Consider the following 25,676-nt stretch of genomic DNA (forward strand, 5'->3'; position numbering starts at 1 on the left):
GAGTCGATACCATGCGAATAGCAGTGATGGGCGGTGATGGTTTTGTCGGCTGGCCGACGTCCTTGCATCTTTCCGATGCCGGCCATGATGTCCACATCCTCGACAATCTCTCCCGCCGCTGGATCGACACCGAGCTCGGCGTCCAGTCGCTGACGCCGATGGATTCCATTCAGGAGCGCACCCGCGTCTGGCATGCGGAAACCGGGCGTCGCATTCATTTCCACCTTATCGATCTCGCCCGAGACTACGAGCTCTTGAAGAACTGGCTCGCCGAATACCGGCCGGATGCGATCATCCATTTCGCCGAGCAGCGGGCGGCGCCTTACTCCATGAAGAGCGACCGCCACAAGAACTACACAGTCAACAACAACATCAACGCGACTCACAATCTGCTGAATGCGCTGGTCGAGCTCAACCTCGACGCTCACCTCGTGCACCTCGGCACCATGGGTGTCTACGGCTATTCGACGGTCGGTGCCGCAATCCCCGAAGGCTATCTGCCGGTCGGCGTCGAGACGACCTCCGGCGAGACGGTCTCTCAGGAAATCCTCTACCCCGCCAATCCCGGCTCGATCTACCACATGACCAAGTGCCTGGATCAGCTTCTCTTCCAGTTCTATGCCAAGAACGACGGCCTCAGGATCACCGATCTCCATCAGGGCATCGTCTGGGGCACGCACACCGAACAGACCCGCCGCCATCCGCAGCTCGTCAACCGCTTCGATTACGACGGCGATTACGGCACCGTGCTCAACCGCTTCCTGATCCAGGCGGCGATCGGTTATCCGCTGACGGTGCATGGCACCGGCGGGCAGACGCGCGCCTTCATCCACATCCAGGATTCGGTGCGCTGCATCGAGATTGCGCTCAACAATCCGCCGGCGCGCGGATCGCGGGTCGAGATCTTCAACCAGATGACCGAGACGCACCGGGTGCGCGACCTCGCCGAGATGATCGCCGGCATGACCGGTTCGGAGATCGCCTGGCTCCCCAATCCGCGCAAGGAAGCCCCGGAAAACGACCTTGTCGTCAGGAACGACAAGTTCCTCGGCCTCGGTCTTCAACCGACGACGCTTCAGGGCGGGCTGCTCGACGAGATCGTCGAGGTGGCGAAGAAGTTCGCCTACCGCGTCGACCGTTCGCGCGTGCCGGCCGTCTCGGCCTGGACGAAGGACATCGCCAAGACGATCAACCGCGATCCCGAAGGCAAGAAGCTGAAGTCCGTATCATGATGATGGGCAGCGAAACCGTGCGGGGCATCCGCTCCGCAACGGCGGCCCGTTCGCGGGAAGCCTACGTCACGCTCGTGACCAATGCCGACTACGCCATGGGCGCCACGGCGCTCGCCCGCTCCATCCGCCTCACCGGCAGCCGGGCCGACATCGTCGTGCTCCACACCGGCGGCGTCGGGGCGGCCGATCTCGCGCCGCTGGAGGCGCTCGACTGCCGGCTGGTCGAAGTCGAGCACCTGCCGCTCTCGGACGCCTTCAACGCGCGGCATGCCCGCGGGCGGCTGCATGCGGATGCGCCCTTCACCAAGGGGCGGAAGCCCTCCTTCCACACACCGCTCGACAATTTCTGCAAGCTCCGGCTCTGGCAGCTCATCGACTACCGCGCCTGCATCTTCATCGATGCGGACGCCATCGTCCTCAGGAACATCGACCGGCTGTTCGAATATCCGGAATTTTCCGCGGCGCCGAACGTATACGAGAGCCTTGCGGACTTCCACCGGCTGAATTCCGGCGTCTTCGTCGCCCGGCCGTCGCTGCTCACCTTCGAGGCGATGCTGCACAGCCTCGACCGGCCGGACGTCTTCTGGCGGCGCACCGACCAGACCTTCCTCGAAGCGTTCTTTCCGGACTGGCACGGCCTGCCGGTCTTCATGAACATGCTGCAATACGTCTGGTTCAACCTGCCGGAACTCTGGGACTGGAAGGCGATCTCGGTGCTCCACTACCAGTATGAGAAGCCGTGGGAAGCCGATCACCCGAAGAGTGCCGCGCTCCGGCCGCTGATCGATCTCTGGCACGCCTATCACACCGGCGAGGGGATACCCGACCTCGCCGCGCTTGCCAATCCCGCGCGGGCGGAGGTCGCATGAAGGTTCTGGTGTCCGGCGGAACCGGCCTCGTCGGGCGCTACGTCGTCGAGGAACTGCTCGCCGCCGGATACTCGGTCGTGGTCGCCGGCCGGCAGGCACCGCCGCCCGGCCATTTCTCCCGCCCGGTCGGGTTTCGGCCGCTTGCCCTCGATCCGGAAGCTGACCACGCGGCTGCCTTCGACGACGTCTATCATTTCGTCCACGCCGCCTTCGACCATCTTCCCGGAAAGTATCGCGGTGGCGAGGGGAGCGACCCTGACGGCTTCCGGCGGCGCAATCTCGACGGCACGGTGGCGCTCTTTGAGGCGGCGAAGAAAGCCGGGCTGCGGCGCTGCGTCTTCCTGTCGAGCCGCGCGGTCTATGACGGCTGCCGCCAGCCGGCGCCGTTCCGGGAGGATATGGTGCTCGCGCCCGAGAGCCTCTACGGCGAGGTCAAGCTGACCGCCGAACGGGTGCTGTCCGACCTTTCCGCGCCGGGTTTTGCGGGCACGAGTCTGCGGCTCACCGGCGTCTACGGCGATCTCCGGCCGAACAAGTGGGACAGTCTCTTCGCGGACTATCGCGCCGGCCGGCCGGTCGCCGCCCGCGCCGGCACCGAGGTGCACGGCCGCGACGTCGGCCGGGCGGTGAAGCTGCTGCTCGAGGCGGACACGTCGAAGGTGGCGGCACAGTCCTTCAACGTTTCCGACATCGTCGTCGACCGCCGCGACCTCATTTCGCTCTACGGAGCGCTCGTCGGCTGTCCCCATCGGCCACCGGAGGCGGCCGATCTTGCGGGGATCGGGGAGATGGCGACGGACGGCATCCGGGCGCTCGGCTGGCGGCCGGGCGGGCGGGCGCTGTTCGAGGCGACGATCGGCAGCCTTGCCGGTCAGGACGCCGGCTGACGCCGGCGTTCGCGGATACCGTCAGCGCATCAGCTCCGCCTCGCTCCAGCCGAGTGCCGCCATGGCGTCCCGCCGCGCCTCCGCATCGTCGCCGACGATGAACTCGTCGAGCTGCGGCGGCTTCACGCTGGTGCCGGCGAGCATGGCATGGACCTGCCCGCGATGGTGCGTCTGGTGCTGGAAGAGGTGGCTCAGGATGTCGTCGCAGCGATCGTGCTGCACGCGGTCACCGCGATGAACCGCGACGATCCGCGCGAGGTCGCCGGCCGTGAGCCGGTCGCAGAAATCGAGGAGCCGCCGGTCGACGGCCGCCTGTGCTTCCGCCAGTCCCGGCAGGTCGTGAAGCGGTTCCTCGTCCTCCCAGGCCTTCGGCCCGAGCCTCCCACCTTCCAGTGCATCGACATAGAACCAGTCGACGACGAGGATGTGGTTGAGGGTCTTGAGGATCGAGGGAAAGAAGCTGGTGCGCGCCGCCTCCAGCTCGCCCGGCCGAAGGCGCGCACAGGCCTGATACAGCCGCCAGTTGGCGAGCGCATTGTTGCGCGCGAGCTTACGGAAGACGCGGGTGGGGTCGGTCAGGTCGTCCATCGCTGCACTCCCTTCGTCTGTGATCGGACTATTCATCCTCCAGCGTCAGCCGGAACTGCGCGGCCTCGAGGTCCTTCGGCGGCTGCAGGCCGAGGTGTTTCCACGCGGTCGCCGTGAGCACCCGCCCGCGCGGCGTGCGCTGGATGAAGCCCTGCTGGATCATGTAGGGCTCGATGATGTCCTCGATCGCGTCGCGCGGTTCCGAGAGGCCTGCGGCGATCGTCTCGATGCCGACAGGGCCGCCGCCGAAATTGACCGCGATCATGTTGAGATAGCGTTTGTCGAGCTGGTCGAGGCCCATATTGTCGACCAGGAGGCGCGTCAGCGCCTCGTCGGCGATCTCCCGCGTCACGGCCTCGGCGCGGGCGACTTCGGCAAAGTCGCGCACGCGGCGGAGCAGCCGGCCGGCGATGCGCGGCGTGCCGCGGGCGCGCCTTGCGATCTCGCGCGCGCCTTCGTCGGTCATGCCGAGTCCCATCAGCCGTGCGCCCCGCCGGACGATGCTTTCGAGTTCCTCGACCGTGTAGAAGGAGAGCCGCACCGGAATGCCGAAGCGGTCGCGCAGCGGCGTCGTCAGCAGGCCGAGACGGGTGGTCGCGGCGACGAGGGTGAACTTCGAGAGGTCGATCTTGACCGAGCGGGCGGCCGGGCCTTCGCCGATGATGAGGTCGAGTTGGAAATCCTCCATCGCCGGATAGAGGATTTCCTCGACCGCCGGGTTCAACCGATGGATTTCGTCGATGAAGAGAACGTCGCGCTCTTCGAGGTTGGTCAGAAGAGCGGCCAGGTCACCCGCCTTGGCGATGACCGGACCGGAGGTCGAGCGGAAATTGACGCCGAGCTCCTTCGCCATGATCTGGGCGAGCGTCGTCTTGCCGAGGCCGGGCGGGCCGACGAACAGCACGTGGTCGAGCGCCTCGCCGCGTCCCTTCGCCGCGTCGATGAAGATCTTCAGGTTCGCCCGCGCCTCGGCCTGGCCGGTGAACTCGTCGAGCGATTGCGGGCGCAGCGTGGCGTCGATGTCCTCGCCGCGCTTGTCCGGGGAGAGGATGGGGTTCGGTGTGCTCATGCGAGGAGTTCCATGCCGGGTATATAGCGGGCGGCTTGTTGGTCAAAGGTGACGGTCTTCAAACAGCCTGCTTTCTTTGCCAGCGCTGCGATCACATGGTCGGCGATATCGAACTTCTCCAATCGATCCGCCGTGAATACGCCGGCCACGAAGTCAGGATCTTCAAAAACGATTTCACGGCTCTCCAGCAGTCCCTGAAACAAGAGGGCGATCTTCCGATTGTCGATGCGATAGCTCTTGTTCATGACCCAGCATGTCTCGACGAAAACCAGGACTGAAACATAAGCGGGGCTTTCTGCCGATCGGCCCCGAAAGAAATCAACCGCTCTTGCGTGTTGTGCCGGATCGTCCGCCATCAGAAATCTTAGAAGCACGTTGGTGTCTATTCCAATCACGCACAATTCTCCGATCGTCGTCGGCTAAGGACTGAGCAATCGCGTCATCGATCTCGTCGATTGTCATGCCGGCGCCGGTCGCGGGAACCCCCAGAATTCCGGCGAACTCCATGATGCTCCTGGTTTTTGCCTTCAACTTGACTTCCCCGTTCTCGATCACGAAATCGATGCGATCGCCGGGGGTCAAATCAAGGAACTTCCTGATCTCGATGGGAATGGTCGTTTGTCCCTTCGACGTCAGTTTTGCTCCGTAGCCCATTACCGTCTCCTGTCCTTACTTTTGTATAATAGTAAGGAATTTTGTTGCGGGCAAGGATGTCACCGCGAGAGCTCCTTCAGCCCCAGCCGGATGAGCTTGGCGCTGTCGGCGCCTTCGCCGGCGGTCTTGAGGGCCGCCGCCACGGCGTTGGCAGCCTGTTCGCGCGAATAGCCGAGATTGGTGAGCGCCGAGACGGCGTCGGAGACCGGGGCAGGGGCGACGCCTTCGCCGAGCTCCTGCTTCAAGCCGATCGTTCCCGCCGCCTCGCCGGCGAAGGCGGGCGCCTTGTTCTTCAGTTCGGTGACGATGCGCACCGCGACCTTCGGCCCGACACCCGGCGCCCGCGAGATCGACGTCTTGTCCTGTAGCGCGATCGCGTTGGCGAGTTCGGACGGGGTGAGCGTCGAAAGCACCGCGAGCGCGACCTTGGTGCCCACGCCCTGCACGCTCTGCAGCAGGTTGAACCATTCCCGTTCCAGCGCCGTCAGGAAGCCGAAGAGCTTCAACTGGTCCTCCCGGACATAGGTCTCGATGAAGAGCACGGCCGCCTCGCCGGCGGAGCCGAGCTTCGAGAGCGTGCGCGAGGAGCAGTGGGCGATGTAGCAGACGCCGTGGACGTCGATCAGCGCGTAGTCGCTGCCGATTTCCTCGATGGTGCCTTTGAGCTTGCCGATCATGAAGTGTTCCGTCGGGTGGTGGGTGCGAATTGTCAGCCGGTGGCGAGAACCCTGCGCATCCGCTCGCCGCCGCGATTGTGGGCGTGGCAGATGGCGATCGCTAGCGCGTCGGCGGCGTCGTTGCCCTTGAACTCGGCCTTCGGCATCAGGATCTTCAGCATCATGTGGATCTGCTGCTTCTCTCCGTGGCCGACGCCGATCACCGATTTCTTCACCGCGTTGGGTGCATACTCGGACACCGGCAGGCCGGCGCGGGCCGGAACCAGCATGGCGACGCCGCGCGCCTGGCCGAGCTTCAGCGTCGCAACCGCGTCCTTGTTCACGAATGTCTGTTCGACGGCCGCCTCGTCCGGCCTGTAGGAATGGACGATCTCGGCAAGCCCGTCATGCAGCTGGCAGAGGCGCGAGGCGAGATCCATGTCTCCGTCCGAGGTCACGGTACCGGAGGCGACGAAACGCAGGCTGTTGCCGAGCGTCTCGATGACACCCCAGCCGGTGCGCCTGAGGCCCGGATCGATACCGATGATGCGAATCGCACTTTGCATGGCTCACCCTATTCCGTCTCCCGGAGGGTTTGCCAGCAAAATGTGAACAAAACAAAAACATTCAACAACAAGGGATCGTGATCGCCGCCGCGCCGGCTTCGGGGTGGCAATCGCCATCCGCCTTTCTAAATAGAGTTTTCCGACCACGAGAGAACGAGACGCAGGGGCTGCCGATGATACCTTTTTCGATCCTCGACCTTTCACCGATCGCCGAGGGACACACCGTCGGCGAGGCGCTGGACGCGTCACGACGAATGGCGCAGAAGGCCGAGGCCTGCGGCTACAACCGCTTCTGGCTCGCCGAGCACCACGGCATGCCGGGGATCGCCAGCGCCGCCACCTCGATCGTCATCGCCCATGTCGGTGCAGCCACCTCGCGCATCCGCATCGGCTCGGGCGGCGTCATGCTGCCCAATCACTCGCCGCTCGTGATCGCCGAGCAGTTCGGCACACTGGAGGCGCTCTTTCCCGGCCGTGTGGACCTCGGGCTCGGACGGGCTCCGGGTACCGACATGCGCACCGCGCGCGCCCTGCGCCGCAACCTCGAAGCCTCCGCCGACAGCTTTCCGCGTGACATCATCGACCTGCAGCGGCTGCTCGGCCCGAGGCAGGAGGAGCAGGCCGTGATCGCGGTCCCCGGCAACAACAGCAACGTCCCGCTCTGGCTTCTCGGGTCGAGCCTCTACAGCGCCCACCTCGCCGCGGCACTCGGCCTGCCTTACGCCTTCGCCTCGCATTTCGCGCCGGACCAGTTGATGGAGGCGATCGCGATCTACCGCGAGCGCTTCGAACCGTCGGAACAGTTGCAGAAGCCCTATGTCATGGTCGGCGCCATGGCGGTCGCGGCAGGGACAGATGCCGAGGCGCAGCGCCTCTTCACCTCGGCGCAACAGCAGTTCATCAATCTGAGGCGCAATGTCCGCCGGCCGTTCCCGCGCCCGGTCGAAACGATGGACGGGCTCTGGTCGGATGCGGAGCGGATGGGCGTCGAGCATACGCTGCGCTATGCGGTGGTCGGCGCGGCCTCGACCGCGGAAGAGAAGCTCTCCCGTTTCCTCCAGGAGACCGGTGCCGACGAGCTCATCATTTCGACGCCCGTCCATGACGTCGAGGCCCGGCTGCGGTCGATCGAGATTTTCAGTACCTTCTCAGGGGTAATGAAACCTGCGCGCTGAGGTCGGCGGAACGCGTGATTTGTCGCTGCCGAAGGTATTTTCATCGGCTTTTCAGCGCTTTTGTGAGATGTTGCCCGCCAAATTAACCGGCATTTAAGCAAAGCTTCCCAAGGGTAGAGTATCACGGTCCGTCTGGTGCCGCGCTCCCCCGCGAGCCGACGAGCCGTCTCAAGGGGAAATGCGTCGCAAAGGCGCAATGCGGGAAGGCTGGATAGAGTAATGCATTACCGGTTCAATTCACTGTCCTCGAAAGTCATTGGCATTTTTCTTCTGCTCACCGCGGCGTCGGTCGGCGTGCTCAACGTTCTCGCCTATTACACATCGAGCAGCATCTTTGGCCGCCAGACCTACCACGCGATGGAGAGCACGCTCACCTTCCGCGGCGACATGCTGAAGGAACAGCTCACGCAGATGGAGAATCAGGCGACCTCGATCGCCAAGATCGAGAGCCTGCAGCAGTCAGTGACCTCGCTGAAGAGCGGCTGGAACACTATCGTGAAGAATTCGGGCGATGCCCGCGCGGAACTGCGTTCGGTCTTCGTCGACAAGAATCCCAATCCGGCCAACGAGCGCGAGAAACTCGTGAAGCCCGAGGGCCCGAGCGGCTTCTACTACGGAGCGCACGAGAAAACCCAGGCCGAGGTCGCCGGCTTCCTCGCCGACACGCAGTTCCGTGACCTGCTGATCGCCGACCAGACCGGCAATATCGTCTATTCTTACAAGAAGGACCGCACCTTCGCCGAGAACGTGACGGCCGGCGAATTCCAGGCGTCCGGTATCGGCCGTGCCTTTGCCGCCAGCGCGGAAGCCGCCGCCGGGGCGACGGAGGATGCAGCCCCGACGCGCTTCTCCGGCCTCGTCGTCGGCAGCGATCCGTCCTCGCCCGACATCTATTTCGCGGTGCCGGTCGTGAAGTTCGGCGCCTTCAAGGGCACGATCCTGTTCCAGCTCAAGGAAAGCGCCGTCGCCGGCATCCTCTCCAAGGGGATCACCACCGAGAGCGGCGAGCGTTCGGCGATCCTTTCCACCGACGGAACCGGCATTGCGCTTTCGCCGGACGGCCACCTCGCCGACATCTCTGCCGCGCCCTTCGGCTTCAGCGCCGATGCGATGGCCGCGACCGACACGGTGATCAACGATTTCGACCGTGACGGCGACGCCGCCCGCGCCTATGCGCGACCGATCGAGTTCGGCGAACACGGCTTCCTCGTCGTCGAAAGCATCGGTCTTTCCGAACTCAATGCCGGCTCCCTCGAGATCGCCGGCATCCTGACGGCGATCGCCGTTGCCGCGCTCGCCGTCATGGCGGTTGCGACCGGCGTCCTCACCCGCCGCCTCTTCGCGCCGCTCGCAAAGCTTGCGACCGTCACCGGCGACGTTGCGAACGGCAAGCTCGACGACGTGGTCGGCAACCAGGACCGCAAGGACGAGATCGGAACCATGGCGCGCGCGCTGGAACGTTTCCGCACGGCGCTCATCGAACAGCATCGCCTGGAAGCCGCAAACGAGGAAAACCGCGAAAAGTCGGAAGCCGAGCGCCGCCAGCGCTTCGCCGAGCGCGAAGCCGAGGCACGCACGCTGCAGGCGGTCGTCGAGGCGCTGGACGAGGGTCTCGACCGGCTCGCCGGCGGCGATCTCGCCTTCCAGATCACCCAGGTCTTCCCGCAGGATCTCGAAGGCCTGCGGCACAACTTCAACAAGGCGCTCTCCACGCTGAGCCAGACGCTCTCGGGTATCGGCGGAAACTCCGTCGCCGTCCGCGAGGGCTCGGAGGAAATGCGTGCCGGCGCCGACCAGCTTGCAGCGCGCACGGAGCGTCAGGCGGCCGCCATTACCGAAACCGCAAGCGCGATCAAGGCGATCACCGACGCGGTGAAGACGCAGATCGCCCGCGCCGAGGACGCCGAGCGGCTGGCCCGCAACGCCAAGAACGACACCGAGCATTCCGGGCACATCATGCGTGACACGATCGCCGCGATGGAGGCGATCCAGACGTCCTCGCAGCAGATCAACCGGATCATCGGCGTGATCGACGAGATCGCCTTCCAGACCAATCTTCTCGCGCTCAACGCAGGTGTCGAGGCGGCGCGTGCCGGCGAAAGCGGCAAGGGTTTTGCCGTCGTCGCCCAGGAAGTGCGCGAGCTCGCCCAGCGTTCGGCAGCGGCCGCGAAGGAGATCGCGAGCCTCCTTGCGAAGTCGACGAGCGAGGTGGCGAACGGCGTCTCGCTGGTGGAAAGGGCCGGCTCTGCGCTCCAGGGCATCGGCGCGCATGTCGTGGCGATCAACGGACAGATCGGCGAGATCATGGAATCGACCCGCGAGGAAGCGCAGACGCTGGTCGAGATCAACAGCTCCGTCGGCCAGATCGACATCATGACCCAGCAGAATGCGGCGATGGTCGAGGAAACGACCGCCGCCATCCACCGTCTCGCTTCCGAAGCGGTCGAGATGGACCAGCGGCTCGGTCAGTTCCAGCTCGCCCAGTCCGGGCGTGCGGGAGACGACCGGTACGGCCACGACGCGATGCGCCGCGCCGGCTGATCGCACCGCGATCCTCGCTGACGCATACTATAGTGCCGGCCCACGGGCCGGCATTTTCTTTGCCGATAGTGGCGACCGCTACACCTGAAAGTACCGGTTACAGTAAAGACCCTCAAAAAATATGGTTAAGTACTAGAGTTAACGAGTACGCTTAATGCCGTGTTAACTCCGATTTGCGATCTTTCTGTCGAACAAGCACACGGCGCCAACCCCACGGCCGAAAAAAGGTGCGCGGAGTAACGACAGATGACCAGATTGCCCATCGCATTTGCAGCAATGCTTCTTGCAAGTACGTCGGCGTTCGCTGCCGACCTTTACGTCGAGCCTGATCCGCAACCGGTGGCGCCGGCCTTCGGCGGCTTCTACCTGCGTGGTCACCTCGGCATGAGCAACCAGCAGCTCGGCAGCCTCGAACACACGCTCTTCGACGACGTCGAGATCCACGAATTCCTTGATGAGGGCGGCTTCGACAGCGCGCCGCTCGCCGGCATCGGCGTCGGCTACCAGTTCAACGACTGGCTGCGCGCAGACGCCTTCGTCGAATATCGCGGCGACGCGAGCTTCTCCGCGCTCGACCGCTACGGCCACACCGGCGCGGCGGGCACCGTCTGGGACGGCACCAACGACTATTCGGGCACCAAGTCGGAATGGCTCTTGATGGCGAACGCCTATGTCGACGTCGGCCACTGGTACGGCATCACGCCCTATGTCGGCGCCGGTATCGGCGCGTCGCGGAACACGATCTCCCACTTCAAGGACGTCAACGTTCCGACGGCGGGCGTCTCTTACGGCGACACGGCCTCGACCTGGAACTTCGCCTGGGCGCTCCATGCGGGCCTCGCCTATCAGGTCACGGACCGCATGACCCTCGACCTCGGCTATTCCTACATGAACCTCGGGGATGCCAAGACAGGCGATCTCAAGGCCTATGACGGCTCGGTGACCAACGAGCCGATGCACTTCAAGGACATCACGTCCCACGACATCAAGCTCGGCTTCCGCTATTCGCTGCAATAGCCGCGCGTCGGGTGAACGCATGCCGAAGGCCGCCGGAGAGATCCGGCGGCTTTTTTCGTTGCGGGGCGTTTTTCTTGCCGCTGTCAGCTTCCCGTCAGGTGCCGGTCAGGCATCCGTCAGCCAGTGTTGAGTATTCATAATCCCATCTTCAACACGGAGGACAAACCAATGAAGACCTACACCGCAGTATTCGCCGCCCTTCTCGCCGCTTCCACTTCCTCGTTGCTTGCCGCTCCCGCCATGGCGAGCGAAGGTTGCTCCACCGTCGCCCAGTGCCTCGGCCACGAGACTGCCTCCGCCGACAGCAACCGTTCGAGCGACGACAACGGCATGGGCGACACCGACCGCAATCGCGAACGCTACGGCAATGACGACAACGGAAATGATGACAACGGCCGCGGCGACGACAACGGCCGCGATGATAACGGTCGCGACGACAACGACCATGGTGCCGGCCATGACAACGGCAACGACAGCGATCACGGCGCCGGCCATGACGGTGGCAACGATCACGACGGCGGAAACGATCACGACGGCGGCAACGACAACGACGATTGATCGCCTGCCCGGAACGCTTCCGGCATTGCCTCCTCGCTTCGAAGCCGGGAGCGTCGACGGGACGAGGCCGCCTTCGGGCGGCCTTTCCGCGTTCAGGGAGGCCCATTCCTTAACGAACATGCTTAACCGACATGCTTAACGGCGGGTTAACCAGTCGCCGGCATAGTGCGGGCTGATGATCGTTGGTCCGGGCGGCGCGCGCTTGCCCGAACAGGAAAAATGCCATGAAGCCGGCCCGTCTTTTCGCAATCACCGCACTTGCCTTTACCGCCGTCGCCGGTTCGGCGCGCGCCGAAGACAAGGACCTCATCGATGCACCGGAAGTCGATATCACCGCAGGCGAGCCGAAGGCCGGGCTCTATCTGCGCGCCGATCTCGGCTATTCCCCCTGGACCGGCGACGACGATGCGTCCTACCGCTTCAATGATGGCGTCAATTCGGGCGACTTCGATGATTCGCGATTCGGCAAGCCGCTCTCCGGCGGCGCCGGCATCGGCTATCAGTTCAACGACCTCTTCCGCGCCGACCTGACGGGCGAGTTCTTCGAGGGAACCTTCGAAGGCTCCGGACGCACCGCGCAGCCCTGTTCGGGTGCGGCGCCCGCCGGCACCGGTTGCTCCTATGACGGCAGTGCGGATTTCCGCGCCTACGGCTTCATGGCGAACGGCTATGTCGATATCCTGAACGTCTCCGGCTTCACCCCCTACGTCGGCGCCGGCATCGGCGCGACCCATGTCGCCTGGGGAACCTTCACCGCGAGCCCGAGCTGCGTCGACGGCAGCGGCGCTTGCGGCGGCGCGACCTTCGCCGACGCGCGCTACGCCGGCGAGGACGGCTGGCGGTTCACCTATGCCCTGATGGCGGGCATCAGCTACAGCGTCAGCGACCGCGTGAAGCTCGATATCGGCTATCGCTTTTCCGACATCGCCGGTGGAGCCATGTTCTCCGGCGGCGGCTCGAGCGAGGATGCCGGCCTCAGGCGTCACGAATTCCGCGCCGGCGTGCGCGTGAGCCTCTGGTAGACAGAGGTTTTTTCATCGTACCACGAGAGTTTGCCGGACCACGTGCCGGCGACGTGCGACGTTTTGACTGCAACGGTTGCGGCAAAAATTTTCCGGATCGCGACACAAAGCGCTTGACTGGAAAAGGGCGGAGGACTAACGACGACGGCGGGACACCTCTCCCCAACGAGAGGCTAATTACCTGGAAGGGTATCTATATGGCTGATATCGTCGCCCCCGCCGCGCGTCCGGCGAACACTCACTTTTCTTCTGGCCCCTGCTCGAAGCGCCCCGGTTGGTCGCTCGAAGCGCTCGCTGATGCTCCGCTCGGTCGTTCGCACCGCGCCAAGGTCGGCAAGACCAAGCTGAAGCAGGCCATCGACCTCACCCGCGAAATCCTGAACGTGCCGGCGGACTACCGCATCGGCATCGTGCCCGCCTCCGACACCGGCGCCGTCGAGATGGCGCTCTGGTCGCTGCTCGGCGAGCGCGGCGTCGACATGCTCGCCTGGGAAAGCTTCGGCGCCGGCTGGGTCACCGACGTGGTCAAGCAACTGAAGCTTCAGGACGTCCGCAAGTTCGAAGCGGCCTACGGCGAGCTTCCCGACCTTTCCGCCGTCGATTTCGACCGCGACGTGGTCTTCACCTGGAACGGCACCACCTCGGGCGTCCGCGTCCCGAACGCCGACTTCATCCCGGCGGACCGCAAGGGCCTGACGATCTGCGACGCCACTTCGGCGGCGTTCGCGCAGAACCTTGACTTCGCCAAGCTCGACGTTGTCACCTTCTCCTGGCAGAAGGTGCTGGGCGGGGAGGGCGGCCACGGCATGCTCATCCTCTCGCCGCGCGCCGTCGCGCGTCTCGAAAGCTATACGCCGGCCTGGCCGCTGCCGAAGATCTTCCGCATGACCAAGGGCGGCAAGCTGATCGAGGGCATTTTCACCGGCGAGACCATCAACACGCCGTCGATGCTCTGCGTCGAGGACTATATCGACGCGCTCCTCTGGGCCAAGTCGATCGGTGGCCTCGAAGGCCTGATGGCCCGCGCCGACGCGAATGCGAAGGTGATCGCCGACTTCGTCGCGGCGAATGACTGGATCGCCAACCTCGCCAGGGACCCGGCGACGGCCTCCAACACCTCCGTCTGCCTGACGATCGTCGACAAGGACGTTCTGGCGCTCGACGCCGACGCGCAGGCCGCCTTCGCCAAGGGCATCGTCAACCTGCTCGACAAGCAAGACGTTGCCTACGACATCGGCGCCTATCGCGACGCGCCGTCCGGACTTCGCATCTGGGCCGGTGCCACCATCGAGACGGCCGACATGGAAGCGCTGATGCCTTGGCTCGCCTGGGCCTATCAGACGCAGAAGGCGACGCTTTCCAAGGCTGCGGCCTGACACCGATCCGGCTTCGCCCGCGGGCGAAGCCCTCTTTCCCGAATTCTGACACACGAACTCTTTGAAGGAGGCCTCGTCATGGCACCTCGCGTTCTCGTATCCGACGAACTGTCGGAAACCGCCGTCCAGATCTTCCGCGATCGCGGCGTCGAAGTCGATTTCCAGCCGAAGCTCGGCAAGGACAAGGAAAAGCTCGCCGAAATCATCGGCAACTATGATGGTCTCGCCATCCGCTCCGCCACCAAGGCGACGGAAAAGCTGATCGCCGCCGCGACCAATCTCAAGGTCATCGGCCGCGCCGGCATCGGCGTCGACAATGTCGACATCCCGGCCGCCTCGCGCCGCGGTATCATCGTCATGAACACCCCGTTCGGCAACTCGATCACCACCGCCGAACACGCGATCGCGCTGATGTTCGCCGTCGCCCGCCAGATCCCCGCCGCCGATGCCTCGACCCAGGCCGGCAAGTGGGAGAAGTCGAAGTTCATGGGTGTCGAGATCACCGGCAAGACGCTCGGCGTCATCGGCGCCGGCAATATCGGCGGCATCGTCTGCAAGAAGGCGATCGGGCTCGGCATGCATGTGCTGGCCTATGACCCCTTCCTGTCGAAGGAGCGCGCCGAGGAGATGGGCGTGACCAAGGTCGAGCTCGACGACCTGCTCGCCCACGCCGACTTCATCACCCTGCACGTGCCGATGACCGACAAGACCCGTGGCATCCTGGGCAAGGAAGCGATCGCCAAGACGAAGCCCGGCGTGCGAATCATCAACTGCGCCCGCGGCGGCCTGGTCGACGAGGCGGCGCTTGCCGAAGCGATCAAGTCCGGCCATGTCGCCGGCGCCGGCTTCGACGTCTTCGAGGTTGAGCCCGCGACGGAAAGCCCGCTGTTCGGCCTGCCGAACGTCGTCTGCACGCCGCATCTCGGCGCTTCGACAACGGAAGCGCAGGAGAACGTCGCGCTCCAGGTTGCCGAACAAATGTCCGACTACCTGATCAAGGGCGCGGTCTCCAACGCCATCAACATGCCGTCGATCACGGCGGAAGAGGCGCCGATCCTGAAACCGTTCATCCGGTTGGCCGACGTGCTCGGCTCGTTTGCAGGCCAGGTCACCGAAAGCCCGATCAAGGAAATCGAGATCCTCTACGACGGTGTCACCGCGACGATGAACACCAAGGCGCTGACGAGCGCGCTGCTCGCCGGCCTCATCCGCAACCAGGTCTCGGACGTCAACATGGTCTCGGCTCCGATCATGATCAAGGAGAAGGGCATCGTGCTCTCCGAGGTCAAGCGCGACAAGACCGGCGTCTACGACGGCTACATCAAGCTCACCGTCGTCACCGAGCGCCAGACCCGTTCGGTCGCCGGCACGGTGTTCTCCGACGGCAAGCCGCGCTTCATCCAGATCAAGGGCATCAACATGGATGCCGATGTCGGCGCGCACATGATCTACATCGCCAATACCGACGTTCCCGGCATGATCGGCTTCATGGGCACGACGCTCGGCGATGCCGGGGTCAACATCGCCAATTTCCAGCTCGGCCGCGAGAAGGAAGGCGGGGATGCGATCGCGCTTCTCTATGTTGACGAGCCGGTCAGGCAGGATGTCCTCGACAAGCTGACTGCCCACCACGCGATCAAGCAGGCGAAGCCGCTGATCTTCAACGTCGACTGATTTTCCTCCTCCCAGGGAAATGACCGAAGCCCGGCGCGATTATCGTCCGCGCCGGGCTTTTTCATGCCTGCCCGCGGCTTTCCCGGCGGAAGCGCGCGGGCGAGACGCCGAAGGCCGCCTTGAAGCGCAGGGAGAAGGAGGGCAGCGAGCGGTAGCCGCAGCGCTCGGCGATGTCGGTGACATCGAGCGCGGAACGGGCGAGCAGCGCCCTTGCCTTCGCCAGCCGCCAGGCGGTGAGATACTCGATGGGCGGCAGGCCGACATCGGCGGCGAATTCCGCGGCGAACCGGCTGCGGGACATGCCGGCGACTTTCGACAGCAGATCGACCGTCCAGTCGCGCTCCGGTGCGTCGTGCATGGCGTAGAGGGCGCGCGAGAGCCGCCGGTCGGCGAGCGCGGCGACAAAGCCGGTGCGCGCCTCCTCGTCCATGGAAAGCCGGCGGATCGTCTGGATCAGGATGATCTCGACGAGCCGCGTGACGATCGCCGGCATCCCCTGTTTCCGGCCCGTCGCCTCCATCGTCAGTAGCCGGAGTGCCGCGGCGGCGGCCGCTTCGTCCCGCAACTCGGCCGGGCGGACGACCAGAAGCGCCGGCAGTCCGGCAATCAGCGGATGGGGGATCGCCTCGTCGAAGGCGCAGAAGCCGCAGAGCAGGCGTGTCGCCGGATTGCCGCCGGCGCTCAGTACCCCGTCTTCCGGCGGATGCTTCGCGAGCACCTCGGCAAGATCCGTGGGCGGCCGGGTCGGCAGATCGGAGACGATCTGCACGTTTCCGTGCGGCACGATCGCCAGGTCGCCTTCGACGAGCCTCTGCGGTTCCTCGTCTCCGACGCGGATCCAGGCCTCGCCGTCGAGCACCACGTGAAAGCGGATATGCTGCCGCTCCTTCGGCAGGCCGACCGAAAACGCCTTCGGAAACGCCGCCTCGAAGTAGAGCCGGGTTTCGAGCCGCAGCGCCGAAAATATCCCTGTAAGCAGGTCGTTCTTATTCATGTCGGTCGATCTCGGGACGTTTGGATAAAAACACGGGATGATCCGAGGCTGCGCTCCCACCTCTCCGATGTCAACATCCGAGCGTGATCGGAGTCACCGATCGCATTGTGCCCTCAAACAGACCACCCTGGAGGTCCCCATGTTCTCCGGAAATCTCTTCGCCCTTGCCGGCTTCGCCCTGGTCATGTCGATCTCTCCGGGGCCGTCGAACGTCATGCTGCTCGCCTCCGGCATGAATTTCGGTTTCGTCCGTTCCCTGCCGCTGCTCTTCGGCGTGACCTGCGGCTTCCTGTCCATGGTCCTGCTCGTCGGCCTCGGGCTCGGCGAAGTGCTGGCGATGTCGCCGGCCGTCTACCTCGCGCTCAAGATCCTCTGCGCCGTCTATGTCCTCTGGCTCGCCGTGAAGATCGCCCGCAGCGGCGCGGCCGGCACCGCCGGCGACCCCTCGATGGCCCGGCCGATCGGCTTCATCGAGGCGGCGCTCTTCCAGCTCGTCAATCCGAAGGCCTGGGCGGTGGCCCTGATCGTCACGGCCTCCTACACCGATCCGTCCCGCTATCTCGCCAGCCTGATGCTGCTGATCTTGGTCTTCGCGGTGGTGAACGTGCCCTCGATCGGCGTCTGGTCGCTCTTCGGGCAGGCGCTGCGGCGTGCCATCGGGGAGGGCAGGCGCATCGTCTGGTTCAACGGCGCGATGGCCGTGCTGCTCGTCGCCTCCATGCTTCCGGTGCTGCTCCGGGCCTGACCAAGGGGCTGATCCGTCGCGGGCCACGACTTTCCGGTTGATTTCGGCGTTTTGCCCTTCAACTCGCTCGCCACCCTCTCCATATGGTAGGCGTATCGGTCGCCATTCCGGCGGCGGAGGAAATGCAGGAAGGCATGATGCGGCAATACGGAAAATTCTTCGGGATACTGGCGATCGCGCTTGCGGTCGTCGTCAGCGTGGCCGATCTCGCGGAGGCGCGACGCGCCGGAAGCTTCGGCGGGTTCGGCAGCCGCGGCACCCGTACCTACAGCGCCCCGCCCGTCACCCGGACAGCACCCGCGCCGGCTTCCCCGATCGAACGCAGCATGACGCCGCAGAGCCAGGCCACCCGCCCCGCGACCGCCCCGAACCCGACGGGACGCACCGGTGGCCTGTTCGGCGGTCTCGCCGGCGGCCTGATGGGCGGCCTCCTGATGGGCGGCCTGTTCGGCATGCTCCTCGGCCACGGCATGGGCGGTGGTTTCGGCTTCCTCGGCCTTCTGCTGCAGGGCGCGCTGATCTTCTTTGCCATCCGCTTCGCGATGCGCATGTTCGGTAATCGCGAGACGGCCTATTCCGGCGCCGGTTCCTCGGCCCGCAGCAATGTCGCGAGCGGCCCCGGCTTTCATATCCCGCGCATGGGCGGCGTCGATTTCGGCGGCTCGCCGGCATCCGCCGCGCCGCGCGCACCGTCCGCCTCCGCCGACGAGATCGGCATCAGCCAGGCGGACCTCGACCGCTTCGACGGCCTGCTCAAGGAAATGCAGACAGCCTACATGGCCGAGGACTATTCCGCGCTCCGCCGCATCACCACGCCGGAAGCGATGTCCTATCTCGCCGAGGAGCTGAGCGAGAACGCCACCAAGGGCGTGAAGAACGAGGTGCGCGACGTCCGCCTGCTGCAGGGTGATGTCGCCGAAGCCTGGCGCGAGGGCAATGTCGACTATGCGACCGTCGCCATGCGCTACGAGAGCATCGACGTCCTGCGCGACCGCGCCACCGGCAAGGTGGTGAGCGGCGACCCGGACAATCTCTCCGAATCGACCGAGATATGGACCTTCGTCCGCCGGCCCGGAACCGACTGGCAGATTTCCGCCATCCAGGCGACGGGCGAGGCCGAGTAGGGCTGCCGGTCCGGGATTGCCTCTTCTCCCCGCCGGGGAGAAGAGGAACGGACATCGCTCATCCAGACCAGATCAAATGCGGCAGGAAGGACATTGGTGGCCTGTCGCATGCGAACGAGGTTCCCGTCATGCCGGGCTCGACCCGGCATCCAGTCGCGCGATGTCCATCGCGCGGAAAGACGTCTTCGCTCTTATAAGAATGAGTTCTTTCGGCTCGCCGACGCTCGCCGTCGGGATCCCGGATCAAGTCCGGGATGACGGCGAATGAGGGGCTGTACCGACCAAAGGCGGAGGAGGTGGCCCTGTCCACCCCGCGCCGTCCTTCTCAATCCGGGCAGCTCTGCAGCTGGCGGGCGTAAGTATAGGTGATCTCGGTGAAGCGCTTGGCGCCGGAGAGCGCCTCGCTGTTGTTCCTCCAGCTGCCCTTGGCGTAGCCGGCATGGCCGGAATGGTAGGCGAGGTAGAGCTGGTAGGGATCGTTGAGCGGGATGCCGTTCTTCATCGCGCTTTCGCGGTGATACCAGGCGATGAAGGACATCGCGTCGGAGAAATCGGTGCGCCGTGCCGACCAGCGTCCGGTCTCGCGCTGATAGCGCTCCCAGGTGCCGTCGAGCGCCTGCGAATAGCCGTAGGCCGTCGATTTGCGTTTCCACGGAATGAAACCGAGGAGCTTGGTGCGCGGCGGGCGCGCATTGTGCTTGAAATTCGATTCCGTGTAGATCGTCGCCATCAGGATCGGCACGGGCACGCCGTATTCCCGTTCGGCACCCTTTGCCGCCCGTCGCCAATTGTTGAACAGCCCGTCACGCTGCTCGAATATCGCGCAGGCATTTCGGGTCTGGCTCGGCGGTTTCGCACAAGCGGTCAATGCCAGCAGAAGGCCAACGACAATTACGCCACGCATCGCTAATCCTCACTTCGACTGGCAATCCTATTAGGTAAAATTTAACGAAAGGTTTTCCGATCGGCGTTTTGCGTCGTCGTGCTGCTTCGCGGCCGGAACTGGCGGATCGCGTGAAGACAGGGTAAAGGCAGTTTCAGGTTGTCCGTGGCCAGCGAGCAAGGAACATTCAATGAGCACCCGGCCGACGCCCCTGCCGGTCGTCGCCTTCCATATCCACCAGTGGAAAAGGCGGCTGCTGGAGGCCTATTTTCCGGAATGGCGCTTCCACTACATCCCCTTTCACCTCGGTGACGACGAGTTCCGCACCGTCTGGGCGCCGCGGATCGCCGCGCTCGGAAAGACCGCCTTCGTGGTCTGGGGGCCGAACCTGCCGGAGGCGGCGCGCGCCTACGCAGCGGCGCACGACATTCCGGTCCACTTCGTCGAGGACGGCTTCCTGCGCTCGCTGCAGTCGAGCGCCGGGCAGAGCGCGCCCTTCTCGCTGACGGTCGACGGCAGGCGCCCCTATTTCGACGCCCGCGGCCCGTCCGACCTCGAGAACCTCCTGAAGACCCATGATTTCGAGGCCGATCCGGCGCTTCTGTCGCGGGCGAGCGCCGGGATCGCCGCGCTGCTCGAGAGCCGGGTCAGCAAGTACAACGCGCCACAGGCCGCGCGGACCGCACCGGCAACAGGTGACGGACGCCGCAGCGTGCTGGTGGTCGGGCAGGTGGAGGACGACGCCTCGATCCGCTTCGGCTGCGACCGGCTCTTCCGCAACAACGATCTCGTGCGGCTGGCGGCTCAGGAAAATCCCGGCGCCCGCATCGTCTACAAGCCGCATCCCGACGTGCTGAAAGGCGTGCGCAAGGCGCAGTCCGATCCGAAGGCGGTCGCGCATCTCTGCGAGATCCTGACCGATCCGGTCCCGCTCCCGGACGTGCTGGAGGCTGCCGACCACGTCTACACCATCACCTCGCTCGCCGGCTTCGAGGCGCTCTTGCGCCGCAAGCCGGTGACGGTGATCGGTTCGCCCTTCTATGCGGGCTGGGGCCTCACGGACGACCGGCAGGCCAATCCGCGCCGCGGCCGCAAGCTCAGCCTCGAGGCGCTGTTTGCCGGCGTCTATCTCCTCTATCCGCGCTATTTCGATCCGCTGACGGGTGCGGCAAGCAGTTTCGAGGCGTGCCTCGCACAGATGGTCGCGTGGCGCGAGGAGGGTGTGCCGGCGGAAAGCCGTCGGCTCGTCGGCACGCGCCGCCGCGCCGCACCCTGGCGGCCTTCCGGTCCCTACGGTTTGCTCGGCTGGCGGCATCTCCTGCCGCCGCTGGTCGCACCGCTCGTCGCGCGCCTCGGCTCGGCCGAAGATGCGGCAAGCTACAGGTCCGACCCGATCGGCTTCTTCCGGGAGCTTTCCGATCCCGGTTTCCGCAGGCTCGGGCGGCTCCTCTATCCCTTCGACGACGACCGCTTTGCGGACGGCTTCGACCGGGCGCCCTAGAGGCGCTCGCCGCTCTCGCCGAGAACCTGTTCGCCGTCCTCCTTGGCGAAGGCGCCCTTGAAGGCGTCTGCCGGCAGGATGTCGAGCACCGCTTCCGAGGGCCGGCAGAGCCGCGTGCCGAGCGGCGTCACCACGAAGGGCCGGTTGATCAGGATCGGATGGGCGAGCATGGCGTCCAGCAATTGCGCGTCGGTGAGCGCCGGGTCGTCGAGGCCGAGCTCGGCATAGGGCGTGCCCTTCTCGCGGATCGCCTCGCGCACGGAGAGCCCCGCGTCGCGGATCATCGCGGCAAGCTCTTCCCGGCCGGGCGGAGTCTTCAGGTATTCAACGACCGTCGGCTCGATGCCGGCGTGGCGGATCAGCGCCAGCGTGTTGCGCGAGGTGCCGCAGGCGGGGTTGTGGTAGATGGTCACGTTCATCTTCAGGCCTTTTCGGTGGAGATGCCGCGGGAGACGGCGGCGCCGCGTTCGTACCATCCCTTGCTGCGGTTGACGATCCAGACGACCGACAGCATGACCGGAACCTCGATCAGCACGCCGACGACGGTGGCGAGTGCCGCACCCGACTGGAAGCCGAACAGGCTGATCGCCGCGGCGACGGCGAGCTCGAAGAAGTTCGAGGCACCGATGAGGGCGGACGGGCCGGCGACGCAGTGCTCCTCGCCGGACCAGCGGTTGAGGAGATAGGCGAGCCCGGAATTGAAATAGACCTGGATCAGGATCGGCACGGCGAGCAGGCCGATGACCGCCGGCTGCGCGATGATCTGTTCACCCTGGAAGCCGAAGAGCAAGACCAGTGTCGCAAGCAGCGAGACGAGCGACAGCGGCTGCAGTTTCGCGAGCAGGCGCTCCAGCCGGATCGGTGTGCCGGCGGCAAGCAGCCGGCGCCGCAGGAGCTGTGCCACCGCGACGGGGATGACGATATAGAGCACCACCGAGAGCACCAGCGTGTCCCACGGGACGGTGATCGCCGAGAGCCCGAGCAGCAGCGCCACGATCGGCGCGAAGGCGACGACCATGATCGCGTCGTTCAGCGCCACCTGCGTCAGGGTGAAATGCGGCTCGCCCTTCGTCAGGTTGGACCAGACGAAGACCATCGCCGTGCAGGGTGCGGCGGCGAGGATGATGAGGCCGGCGATGTAGGAATCGATCTGACCCGCCGGCAGGTAGGGGCGGAAGAGCCAGCCGACGAAGAGCCAGCCGAGCAGCGCCATCGAGAAGGGCTTGACCGCCCAGTTGACCAGCAGGGTGACGCCGATGCCGCGCCAGTGGCGGCCGACTTCGGCCAGCGCTGCGAAGTCGATCTTCAGCAGCATCGGCACGATCATCAGCCAGATCAGCACGGCGACCGGCAGGTTCACCTTGGCGACTTCCAGCGCGCCGATCGCGTGAAAGAGCGGCGGGAAGAGATGGCCGAGCGCGATGCCGGCGACGATGCAGAGGCCGACCCAGACGGTCAGGTAGCGTTCGAACGTGGACATCAGGCGACCTTTCCGCCGGCCGTATCGGCCGCTGCATGGCTTGCGCCCTCCATGGCGCCGATCTGCTTCAGCCGGGTCTGCAGCGCGAGCTTGTCGATCGAGGAAAGCGGCAGGCTGGTGAAGACGGTGATGCGGTTCTTCAGGAAGCGGGCGGCCTGGCCGAAGGCGCGTTCCTTATCGAGATCGGAGCCCTCGACGGCGGCCGGGTCCTCGACGCCCCAGTGGGCGGTCATCGGATGGCCGGGCCAGACCGGGCAGGCCTCGCCGGCGGCGTTGTCGCAGACGGTGAAGATGAAATCGATCTCCGGCGCGCCGGGCTCGGCGAACTCGTCCCAGCTCTTCGAGCGGTAGCCGTCGGTCGGATAGCCGAGGGCGGCGAGCGTCTTCAGCGCCAGCGGATGCACCTCGCCCTTCGGCCGGCTGCCGGCGGAGAAGGTGCGGAAGCGTCCGTTCCCCTCCTTCGCCAGGATCGCCTCGGCGAGAATGGAGCGGGCGGAATTGCCCGTGCAGAGGAAGAGCACGTTGTAGATCCTGTCGGTCATGGTCGTCGTCCGTCGGTTGTTTGCGGCGTGAGGGCGGTCATTGTGCGCGGGCCGCCGGCGGGCAGCAGGGCGCGAGGTCGGCGATCAGCGGCGCGCAGAGTTCGGCATTGCCGCCGCAGCAGTCCTTGAGGAGATAAAGCGTCATCGCCCGGAAGCGGGCGAGATCGGCGCGGTAGAGGATCGACCGGCCCTGCCGCTCGCCCGTCACCAGCCCCGCCTGGGCCAGCGTCGAAAGATGCGCCGACATGGTGTTCTGCGGCACGCCGGCAAGCCGCGCCAGCTCTCCCGCCGGCACGCCGTCCGGTTCCCGCGCCACCAGCAGGCGAAAGGTCTGCAGCCGTGTCGGCTGGGCAAGGGCGGCCAGCGCCGCGATGACGTTCTTCTCATCCATATATCCAGAATAATGGATGGATTGGCTGTGTCAAGGCAGGAGAGGGGCCGCATGTCGGTGCGACCCCCACCTCCCCCTTGAGGGGGGAGGTCGCGCGGAACGCGCGGGTGGGGGTGACGACATCACGGATCACCCCATCCCGGACCTGCGGTCCTCCGGGTTGAGCCGCGTGTCTCAACCCGTTCTTCGAACCCCGCCGCAAGGGGAGGGTGAACCCCGCCGCGTCTCTTTCCTCGCGCTCGAAGACCGGCCGTGCCCGCGGCGACGTCGCGCTCTCCCTCTTCTCCCCGCCGGGGAGAAGTGCCGAGCGGAGCGAGGCGATGAGGGGGCGGGATGGCACCGCGCAAACTATCTGGCGAGGGCGAGCAAGGCCCCCCTCATCCGGCCTTCGGCCACCTTCTCCCCGCCGGGGAGAAGGGGAAAACCGCCCCCCCCCACTGCGGCTCACCGCAAAAATTCCCCAACAAAATCAATCCACGACATCCTTTTTCATTCACCCCCTTCCGACCTGTCGTAGAATCAACCCGTTCCGCCATCGGATACACCGGACCATGCGAAGTCCGGCGAGGCGGGACCGGCGCCGGGGTGGACGACTGTCGCAGGTCGAAAGCTCCGGCCGCTGCAACGGTCTCCCTCCGCGGGAGGCGGAAGGCGAGAAGGTCCGGACCGGTTCGCCGTCACCGCCGCTAATGCGGGCGTGCCTTGGAGGCACACAGACAGGCGCCCTGGGAGCTTGAAAAAGCCCCCCGGCGAAAAGACGGCGGGGTGGAACGCGCGGCGGAAATGCCGCTCCTCCATCTGCCGGCGAGGGTCAGGCCGGACGGTACCATCCGGCGGGATCTTCCCGGGCCACCGGCCAGGCGTCAGCGAAGGTCCGTCACCGGACGGATGAGCGCTCGATGCCGATCCGCGCCGGCCGATGTCGAGACTTCAGAGTTTCGGCAAAGGCGCCGCCATGCCAGAGAGACGCATGCAGCGGGAAAGAACGCCGAACGGGGCGCCGCAAGGAGCCACATACTTGATACTCTGACAGGCCCCCTGCGGCGCCGCGTCCGAGACTGAAGTGACCCGACCCGGAGGGAGCGATCCCGACCGGCGGCGGAGCTTGAGGGATTTTTGACAGTCTGGCGGTATCGGGGCGGCAATCAAGCCCTGGCATGGTCGCCCTGCGTGGACGGATCAGGCACCCTCTCCGGTGCGGACCTGCGACAGGAGCCAGTTCTGGAAATCCGTGGCGAGCGAACTTCCCTTCATGTCCTCCGGCGTGACGATGTAGTAGCTGTTGTCGGTCGTAATCGGCCGGTCCATGACGGCCACGAGGCCGCCGGACTCGAGTTCGCCTTCGATCAGGTAGCGCGGGACGAGGGCGAATCCCATCCCGGCGACGGCCGCCTCGATGACCATGTTGAACTGGTCGAACCGGTTTCCATGAAACGCATCGAGGGCTTCGAGGCCGTTCATCGAGAACCATTCCCCCCACAGCCTCGGTCTCGTGGTGAGATGGAGAAGCGGCGCCCTGGACAGGTCGGAGGGAACCTCCGCCGGAAACCGCGCGACCAGCGCGGGGCTCGCGACCGGTACGATCGTCTCGCCGCAGAGATAGGTGCATACGGCATGCGCCCAGATCGGCTGCCCGTAATGGATGGCGACATCGAAGCGATCGACCCCGAAATCGAACGGTTCCGACCGCGATGCGACATTAACGACCGTGCCCGGATGCAGGTCGAGGAATTCGGGCAGCCGCCGCACCAGCCATCGGCTTCCGAAGGTCGGCAGCGTCGCCACGGAAAGCACCTTCTTGCCGTCCGACGAGGCCTTGGCGCGCAGCACCATGTCCTCGGTCCTTTCGAGCAGCTGCCGCACTTCCGGCAGAAGGACCTGCCCGGTGGCGGAGAGCACCACTCTCTGCCGGATGCGCTCGAAGAGCGTGATGCCGAGCTGCTCTTCAAGCGCCCTGATCTGCCGGCTGACGGCGCTCTGGGTCAGGTTGAGCTCGGCGGCGGCCAGCGTGAAATTTCCGTGCCTGGCACAGCATTCGAAGGCCTGGAGGACGGTTATGTCCGGGATCATCGCGCGGTTGAGTTTCATTCCGTTCTCGCATCAAGCCATCAGAAAGCGTCGCATTACAGCCC

General features: G+C 65.4%; 26 protein-coding genes. 13 read left to right on the forward strand and 13 right to left on the reverse strand.

Translation table 11 applies throughout. The features are described 5' to 3' along the window. Positions 1 to 11: 11 nt before the first annotated feature. From EUU22_RS11280 to EUU22_RS11290, 3 genes are read left to right on the forward strand one after another with little or no spacing between them, the layout of a single operon-like run. Positions 12 to 1,232 (forward strand): NAD-dependent epimerase/dehydratase family protein, encoded by a 1,221-nt coding sequence (locus EUU22_RS11280; RefSeq protein WP_129332093.1) that lies wholly within the window; start codon positions 12 to 14, stop codon positions 1,230 to 1,232. Further along, a complete protein-coding gene (locus tag EUU22_RS11285) occupies positions 1,229 to 2,101 on the forward strand; it encodes a glycosyltransferase (protein ID WP_129332094.1) in 873 nt (290 codons plus the stop codon). Before EUU22_RS11280 ends, EUU22_RS11285 begins: the two co-directional genes overlap by 4 nt. Further along, positions 2,098 to 2,988 (forward strand): NAD-dependent epimerase/dehydratase family protein, encoded by an 891-nt coding sequence (locus EUU22_RS11290; protein WP_129332095.1) that lies wholly within the window; start codon positions 2,098 to 2,100, stop codon positions 2,986 to 2,988. Before EUU22_RS11285 ends, EUU22_RS11290 begins: the two co-directional genes overlap by 4 nt. Positions 2,989 to 3,009: 21 nt before the next feature. On the opposite strand, the gene EUU22_RS11295 is transcribed toward EUU22_RS11290, so the two are convergent. From EUU22_RS11295 to ruvC, 6 genes are read right to left on the reverse strand one after another with little or no spacing between them, the layout of a single operon-like run. Further along, a complete protein-coding gene (locus EUU22_RS11295; RefSeq protein ID WP_129332096.1) occupies positions 3,010 to 3,576 on the reverse strand; it encodes a DinB family protein in 567 nt (188 codons plus the stop codon). Between the two features lie 28 nt (positions 3,577 to 3,604). Further along, positions 3,605 to 4,645 (reverse strand): Holliday junction branch migration DNA helicase RuvB, encoded by a 1,041-nt coding sequence (ruvB, locus tag EUU22_RS11300; RefSeq protein ID WP_129332097.1) that lies wholly within the window; start codon positions 4,643 to 4,645, stop codon positions 3,605 to 3,607. Next, positions 4,642 to 5,001 (reverse strand): type II toxin-antitoxin system VapC family toxin, encoded by a 360-nt coding sequence (locus EUU22_RS11305; RefSeq protein WP_129332098.1) that lies wholly within the window; start codon positions 4,999 to 5,001, stop codon positions 4,642 to 4,644. The genes ruvB and EUU22_RS11305 overlap by 4 nt, the downstream gene beginning before the upstream one ends. Beyond that, the gene (locus EUU22_RS11310) at positions 4,964 to 5,299 is read right to left on the reverse strand and encodes an AbrB/MazE/SpoVT family DNA-binding domain-containing protein (RefSeq protein WP_129332099.1); all 336 of its coding nucleotides are present in this window, start codon (positions 5,297 to 5,299) and stop codon (positions 4,964 to 4,966) included. The genes EUU22_RS11305 and EUU22_RS11310 overlap by 38 nt, the downstream gene beginning before the upstream one ends. A gap of 59 nt (positions 5,300 to 5,358) precedes the next feature. Further along, the gene (gene ruvA / locus EUU22_RS11315) at positions 5,359 to 5,976 is read right to left on the reverse strand and encodes a Holliday junction branch migration protein RuvA (protein ID WP_129332100.1); all 618 of its coding nucleotides are present in this window, start codon (positions 5,974 to 5,976) and stop codon (positions 5,359 to 5,361) included. Between the two features lie 32 nt (positions 5,977 to 6,008). Continuing rightward, positions 6,009 to 6,521 (reverse strand): crossover junction endodeoxyribonuclease RuvC, encoded by a 513-nt coding sequence (gene ruvC, locus EUU22_RS11320; RefSeq protein ID WP_129332101.1) that lies wholly within the window; start codon positions 6,519 to 6,521, stop codon positions 6,009 to 6,011. A gap of 173 nt (positions 6,522 to 6,694) precedes the next feature. Between ruvC and EUU22_RS11325 the strand changes: the two genes are divergently transcribed. The 7 genes from EUU22_RS11325 (at position 6,695) to serA (ending at position 15,884) form a co-directional block, all read left to right on the forward strand. Continuing rightward, the gene (locus EUU22_RS11325; RefSeq protein ID WP_129332102.1) at positions 6,695 to 7,696 is read left to right on the forward strand and encodes an LLM class flavin-dependent oxidoreductase; all 1,002 of its coding nucleotides are present in this window, start codon (positions 6,695 to 6,697) and stop codon (positions 7,694 to 7,696) included. A 219-nt stretch (positions 7,697 to 7,915) separates the two neighbouring features. Beyond that, entirely contained in the window at positions 7,916 to 10,237 is a 2,322-nt protein-coding gene (locus EUU22_RS11330) for a methyl-accepting chemotaxis protein (protein ID WP_129332103.1), read from the forward strand. Positions 10,238 to 10,483: 246 nt separating this feature from the next. After that, on the forward strand, positions 10,484 to 11,254 hold the full coding sequence (locus tag EUU22_RS11335; RefSeq protein ID WP_129332104.1) for an outer membrane protein: 771 nt from the start codon (positions 10,484 to 10,486) through the stop codon (positions 11,252 to 11,254). Positions 11,255 to 11,422: 168 nt separating this feature from the next. Next, positions 11,423 to 11,812: a hypothetical protein gene (locus EUU22_RS11340; protein WP_129332105.1), complete on the forward strand. Its 390-nt coding sequence runs from the start codon at positions 11,423 to 11,425 to the stop codon at positions 11,810 to 11,812. Between the two features lie 224 nt (positions 11,813 to 12,036). Further along, entirely contained in the window at positions 12,037 to 12,834 is a 798-nt protein-coding gene (locus EUU22_RS11345; RefSeq protein WP_129332106.1) for an outer membrane protein, read from the forward strand. 197 nt (positions 12,835 to 13,031) lie between these two features. Beyond that, the gene (locus tag EUU22_RS11350; protein ID WP_129332107.1) at positions 13,032 to 14,210 is read left to right on the forward strand and encodes a phosphoserine transaminase; all 1,179 of its coding nucleotides are present in this window, start codon (positions 13,032 to 13,034) and stop codon (positions 14,208 to 14,210) included. A gap of 78 nt (positions 14,211 to 14,288) precedes the next feature. Beyond that, positions 14,289 to 15,884 carry a phosphoglycerate dehydrogenase gene (gene serA, locus EUU22_RS11355; protein ID WP_129332108.1) on the forward strand — a complete coding sequence of 532 codons (1,596 nt, stop codon included), beginning with the start codon at positions 14,289 to 14,291 and terminating at the stop codon, positions 15,882 to 15,884. 61 nt (positions 15,885 to 15,945) lie between these two features. Here the strand turns inward: serA and EUU22_RS11360 are convergent, their stop codons facing one another. After that, on the reverse strand, positions 15,946 to 16,878 hold the full coding sequence (locus EUU22_RS11360; RefSeq protein ID WP_129332109.1) for an AraC family transcriptional regulator: 933 nt from the start codon (positions 16,876 to 16,878) through the stop codon (positions 15,946 to 15,948). Positions 16,879 to 17,017: 139 nt separating this feature from the next. Between EUU22_RS11360 and EUU22_RS11365 the strand changes: the two genes are divergently transcribed. After that, positions 17,018 to 17,623 (forward strand): LysE family translocator, encoded by a 606-nt coding sequence (locus tag EUU22_RS11365; protein WP_129332110.1) that lies wholly within the window; start codon positions 17,018 to 17,020, stop codon positions 17,621 to 17,623. Positions 17,624 to 17,760: 137 nt separating this feature from the next. Then, positions 17,761 to 18,747, forward strand: a complete 987-nt coding sequence (locus EUU22_RS11370; protein WP_129332825.1) for a Tim44 domain-containing protein — start codon at positions 17,761 to 17,763, stop codon at positions 18,745 to 18,747. 325 nt (positions 18,748 to 19,072) lie between these two features. Here the strand turns inward: EUU22_RS11370 and EUU22_RS11375 are convergent, their stop codons facing one another. Next, on the reverse strand, positions 19,073 to 19,651 hold the full coding sequence (locus EUU22_RS11375) for a transglycosylase SLT domain-containing protein (protein ID WP_129332111.1): 579 nt from the start codon (positions 19,649 to 19,651) through the stop codon (positions 19,073 to 19,075). Positions 19,652 to 19,820: 169 nt separating this feature from the next. Here EUU22_RS11375 and EUU22_RS11380 point away from each other — a divergent pair, with 169 nt between their 5' ends. Beyond that, a complete protein-coding gene (locus tag EUU22_RS11380) occupies positions 19,821 to 21,131 on the forward strand; it encodes a capsular polysaccharide export protein, LipB/KpsS family (protein ID WP_129332112.1) in 1,311 nt (436 codons plus the stop codon). Here the strand turns inward: EUU22_RS11380 and arsC are convergent. The 5 genes from arsC to EUU22_RS11405 form a co-directional block, all read right to left on the reverse strand. Continuing rightward, on the reverse strand, positions 21,128 to 21,550 hold the full coding sequence (gene arsC / locus EUU22_RS11385) for an arsenate reductase (glutaredoxin) (protein ID WP_129332113.1): 423 nt from the start codon (positions 21,548 to 21,550) through the stop codon (positions 21,128 to 21,130). The genes EUU22_RS11380 and arsC overlap by 4 nt on opposite strands. A gap of 2 nt (positions 21,551 to 21,552) precedes the next feature. Further along, complete coding sequence (gene arsB, locus EUU22_RS11390) at positions 21,553 to 22,611, reverse strand: ACR3 family arsenite efflux transporter (protein WP_129332114.1); 1,059 nt, start codon at positions 22,609 to 22,611, stop codon at positions 21,553 to 21,555. Further along, positions 22,611 to 23,153 (reverse strand): arsenate reductase ArsC, encoded by a 543-nt coding sequence (locus EUU22_RS11395; protein ID WP_129332115.1) that lies wholly within the window; start codon positions 23,151 to 23,153, stop codon positions 22,611 to 22,613. The genes arsB and EUU22_RS11395 overlap by 1 nt, the downstream gene beginning before the upstream one ends. A gap of 37 nt (positions 23,154 to 23,190) precedes the next feature. Continuing rightward, positions 23,191 to 23,544 carry an ArsR/SmtB family transcription factor gene (locus EUU22_RS11400; protein ID WP_129332116.1) on the reverse strand — a complete coding sequence of 118 codons (354 nt, stop codon included), beginning with the start codon at positions 23,542 to 23,544 and terminating at the stop codon, positions 23,191 to 23,193. Positions 23,545 to 24,723: 1,179 nt separating this feature from the next. Next, a complete protein-coding gene (locus EUU22_RS11405; protein WP_129332117.1) occupies positions 24,724 to 25,632 on the reverse strand; it encodes a LysR family transcriptional regulator in 909 nt (302 codons plus the stop codon). Positions 25,633 to 25,676: the final 44 nt, after the last annotated feature.

Origin of the sequence: Ciceribacter ferrooxidans, assembly GCF_004137355.1 — a bacterium.
Classification (GTDB): Bacteria; Pseudomonadota; Alphaproteobacteria; order Rhizobiales; family Rhizobiaceae; genus Allorhizobium; species Allorhizobium ferrooxidans.

Excerpts from the sequence above, each read along its gene's own strand:
- EUU22_RS11290 (WP_129332095.1), top strand. The coding sequence starts at position 2,098 with ATGAAGGTTCTGGTGTCCGGCGGAACCGGCCTCGTCGGGCGCTACGTC.
- EUU22_RS11325 (WP_129332102.1), top strand. The coding sequence starts at position 6,695 with ATGATACCTTTTTCGATCCTCGACCTTTCACCGATCGCCGAGGGACAC.
- EUU22_RS11370 (WP_129332825.1), top strand. The coding sequence starts at position 17,761 with ATGCGGCAATACGGAAAATTCTTCGGGATACTGGCGATCGCGCTTGCG.
- EUU22_RS11350 (WP_129332107.1), top strand. The coding sequence starts at position 13,032 with ATGGCTGATATCGTCGCCCCCGCCGCGCGTCCGGCGAACACTCACTTT.
- arsB (WP_129332114.1), bottom strand. The coding sequence starts at position 22,611 with ATGTCCACGTTCGAACGCTACCTGACCGTCTGGGTCGGCCTCTGCATC.
- EUU22_RS11295 (WP_129332096.1), bottom strand. The coding sequence starts at position 3,576 with ATGGACGACCTGACCGACCCCACCCGCGTCTTCCGTAAGCTCGCGCGC.
- ruvC (WP_129332101.1), bottom strand. The coding sequence starts at position 6,521 with ATGCAAAGTGCGATTCGCATCATCGGTATCGATCCGGGCCTCAGGCGC.
- EUU22_RS11360 (WP_129332109.1), bottom strand. The coding sequence starts at position 16,878 with ATGAATAAGAACGACCTGCTTACAGGGATATTTTCGGCGCTGCGGCTC.
- EUU22_RS11380 (WP_129332112.1), top strand. The coding sequence starts at position 19,821 with ATGAGCACCCGGCCGACGCCCCTGCCGGTCGTCGCCTTCCATATCCAC.
- arsC (WP_129332113.1), bottom strand. The coding sequence starts at position 21,550 with ATGAACGTGACCATCTACCACAACCCCGCCTGCGGCACCTCGCGCAAC.
- EUU22_RS11285 (WP_129332094.1), top strand. The coding sequence starts at position 1,229 with ATGATGATGGGCAGCGAAACCGTGCGGGGCATCCGCTCCGCAACGGCG.
- EUU22_RS11335 (WP_129332104.1), top strand. The coding sequence starts at position 10,484 with ATGACCAGATTGCCCATCGCATTTGCAGCAATGCTTCTTGCAAGTACG.
- EUU22_RS11310 (WP_129332099.1), bottom strand. The coding sequence starts at position 5,299 with ATGGGCTACGGAGCAAAACTGACGTCGAAGGGACAAACGACCATTCCC.
- EUU22_RS11280 (WP_129332093.1), top strand. The coding sequence starts at position 12 with ATGCGAATAGCAGTGATGGGCGGTGATGGTTTTGTCGGCTGGCCGACG.
- EUU22_RS11365 (WP_129332110.1), top strand. The coding sequence starts at position 17,018 with ATGTTCTCCGGAAATCTCTTCGCCCTTGCCGGCTTCGCCCTGGTCATG.
- serA (WP_129332108.1), top strand. The coding sequence starts at position 14,289 with ATGGCACCTCGCGTTCTCGTATCCGACGAACTGTCGGAAACCGCCGTC.
- EUU22_RS11375 (WP_129332111.1), bottom strand. The coding sequence starts at position 19,651 with ATGCGTGGCGTAATTGTCGTTGGCCTTCTGCTGGCATTGACCGCTTGT.
- EUU22_RS11400 (WP_129332116.1), bottom strand. The coding sequence starts at position 23,544 with ATGGATGAGAAGAACGTCATCGCGGCGCTGGCCGCCCTTGCCCAGCCG.
- ruvB (WP_129332097.1), bottom strand. The coding sequence starts at position 4,645 with ATGAGCACACCGAACCCCATCCTCTCCCCGGACAAGCGCGGCGAGGAC.
- EUU22_RS11340 (WP_129332105.1), top strand. The coding sequence starts at position 11,423 with ATGAAGACCTACACCGCAGTATTCGCCGCCCTTCTCGCCGCTTCCACT.
- EUU22_RS11345 (WP_129332106.1), top strand. The coding sequence starts at position 12,037 with ATGAAGCCGGCCCGTCTTTTCGCAATCACCGCACTTGCCTTTACCGCC.
- ruvA (WP_129332100.1), bottom strand. The coding sequence starts at position 5,976 with ATGATCGGCAAGCTCAAAGGCACCATCGAGGAAATCGGCAGCGACTAC.
- EUU22_RS11305 (WP_129332098.1), bottom strand. The coding sequence starts at position 5,001 with ATGGCGGACGATCCGGCACAACACGCAAGAGCGGTTGATTTCTTTCGG.
- EUU22_RS11330 (WP_129332103.1), top strand. The coding sequence starts at position 7,916 with ATGCATTACCGGTTCAATTCACTGTCCTCGAAAGTCATTGGCATTTTT.
- EUU22_RS11405 (WP_129332117.1), bottom strand. The coding sequence starts at position 25,632 with ATGAAACTCAACCGCGCGATGATCCCGGACATAACCGTCCTCCAGGCC.
- EUU22_RS11395 (WP_129332115.1), bottom strand. The coding sequence starts at position 23,153 with ATGACCGACAGGATCTACAACGTGCTCTTCCTCTGCACGGGCAATTCC.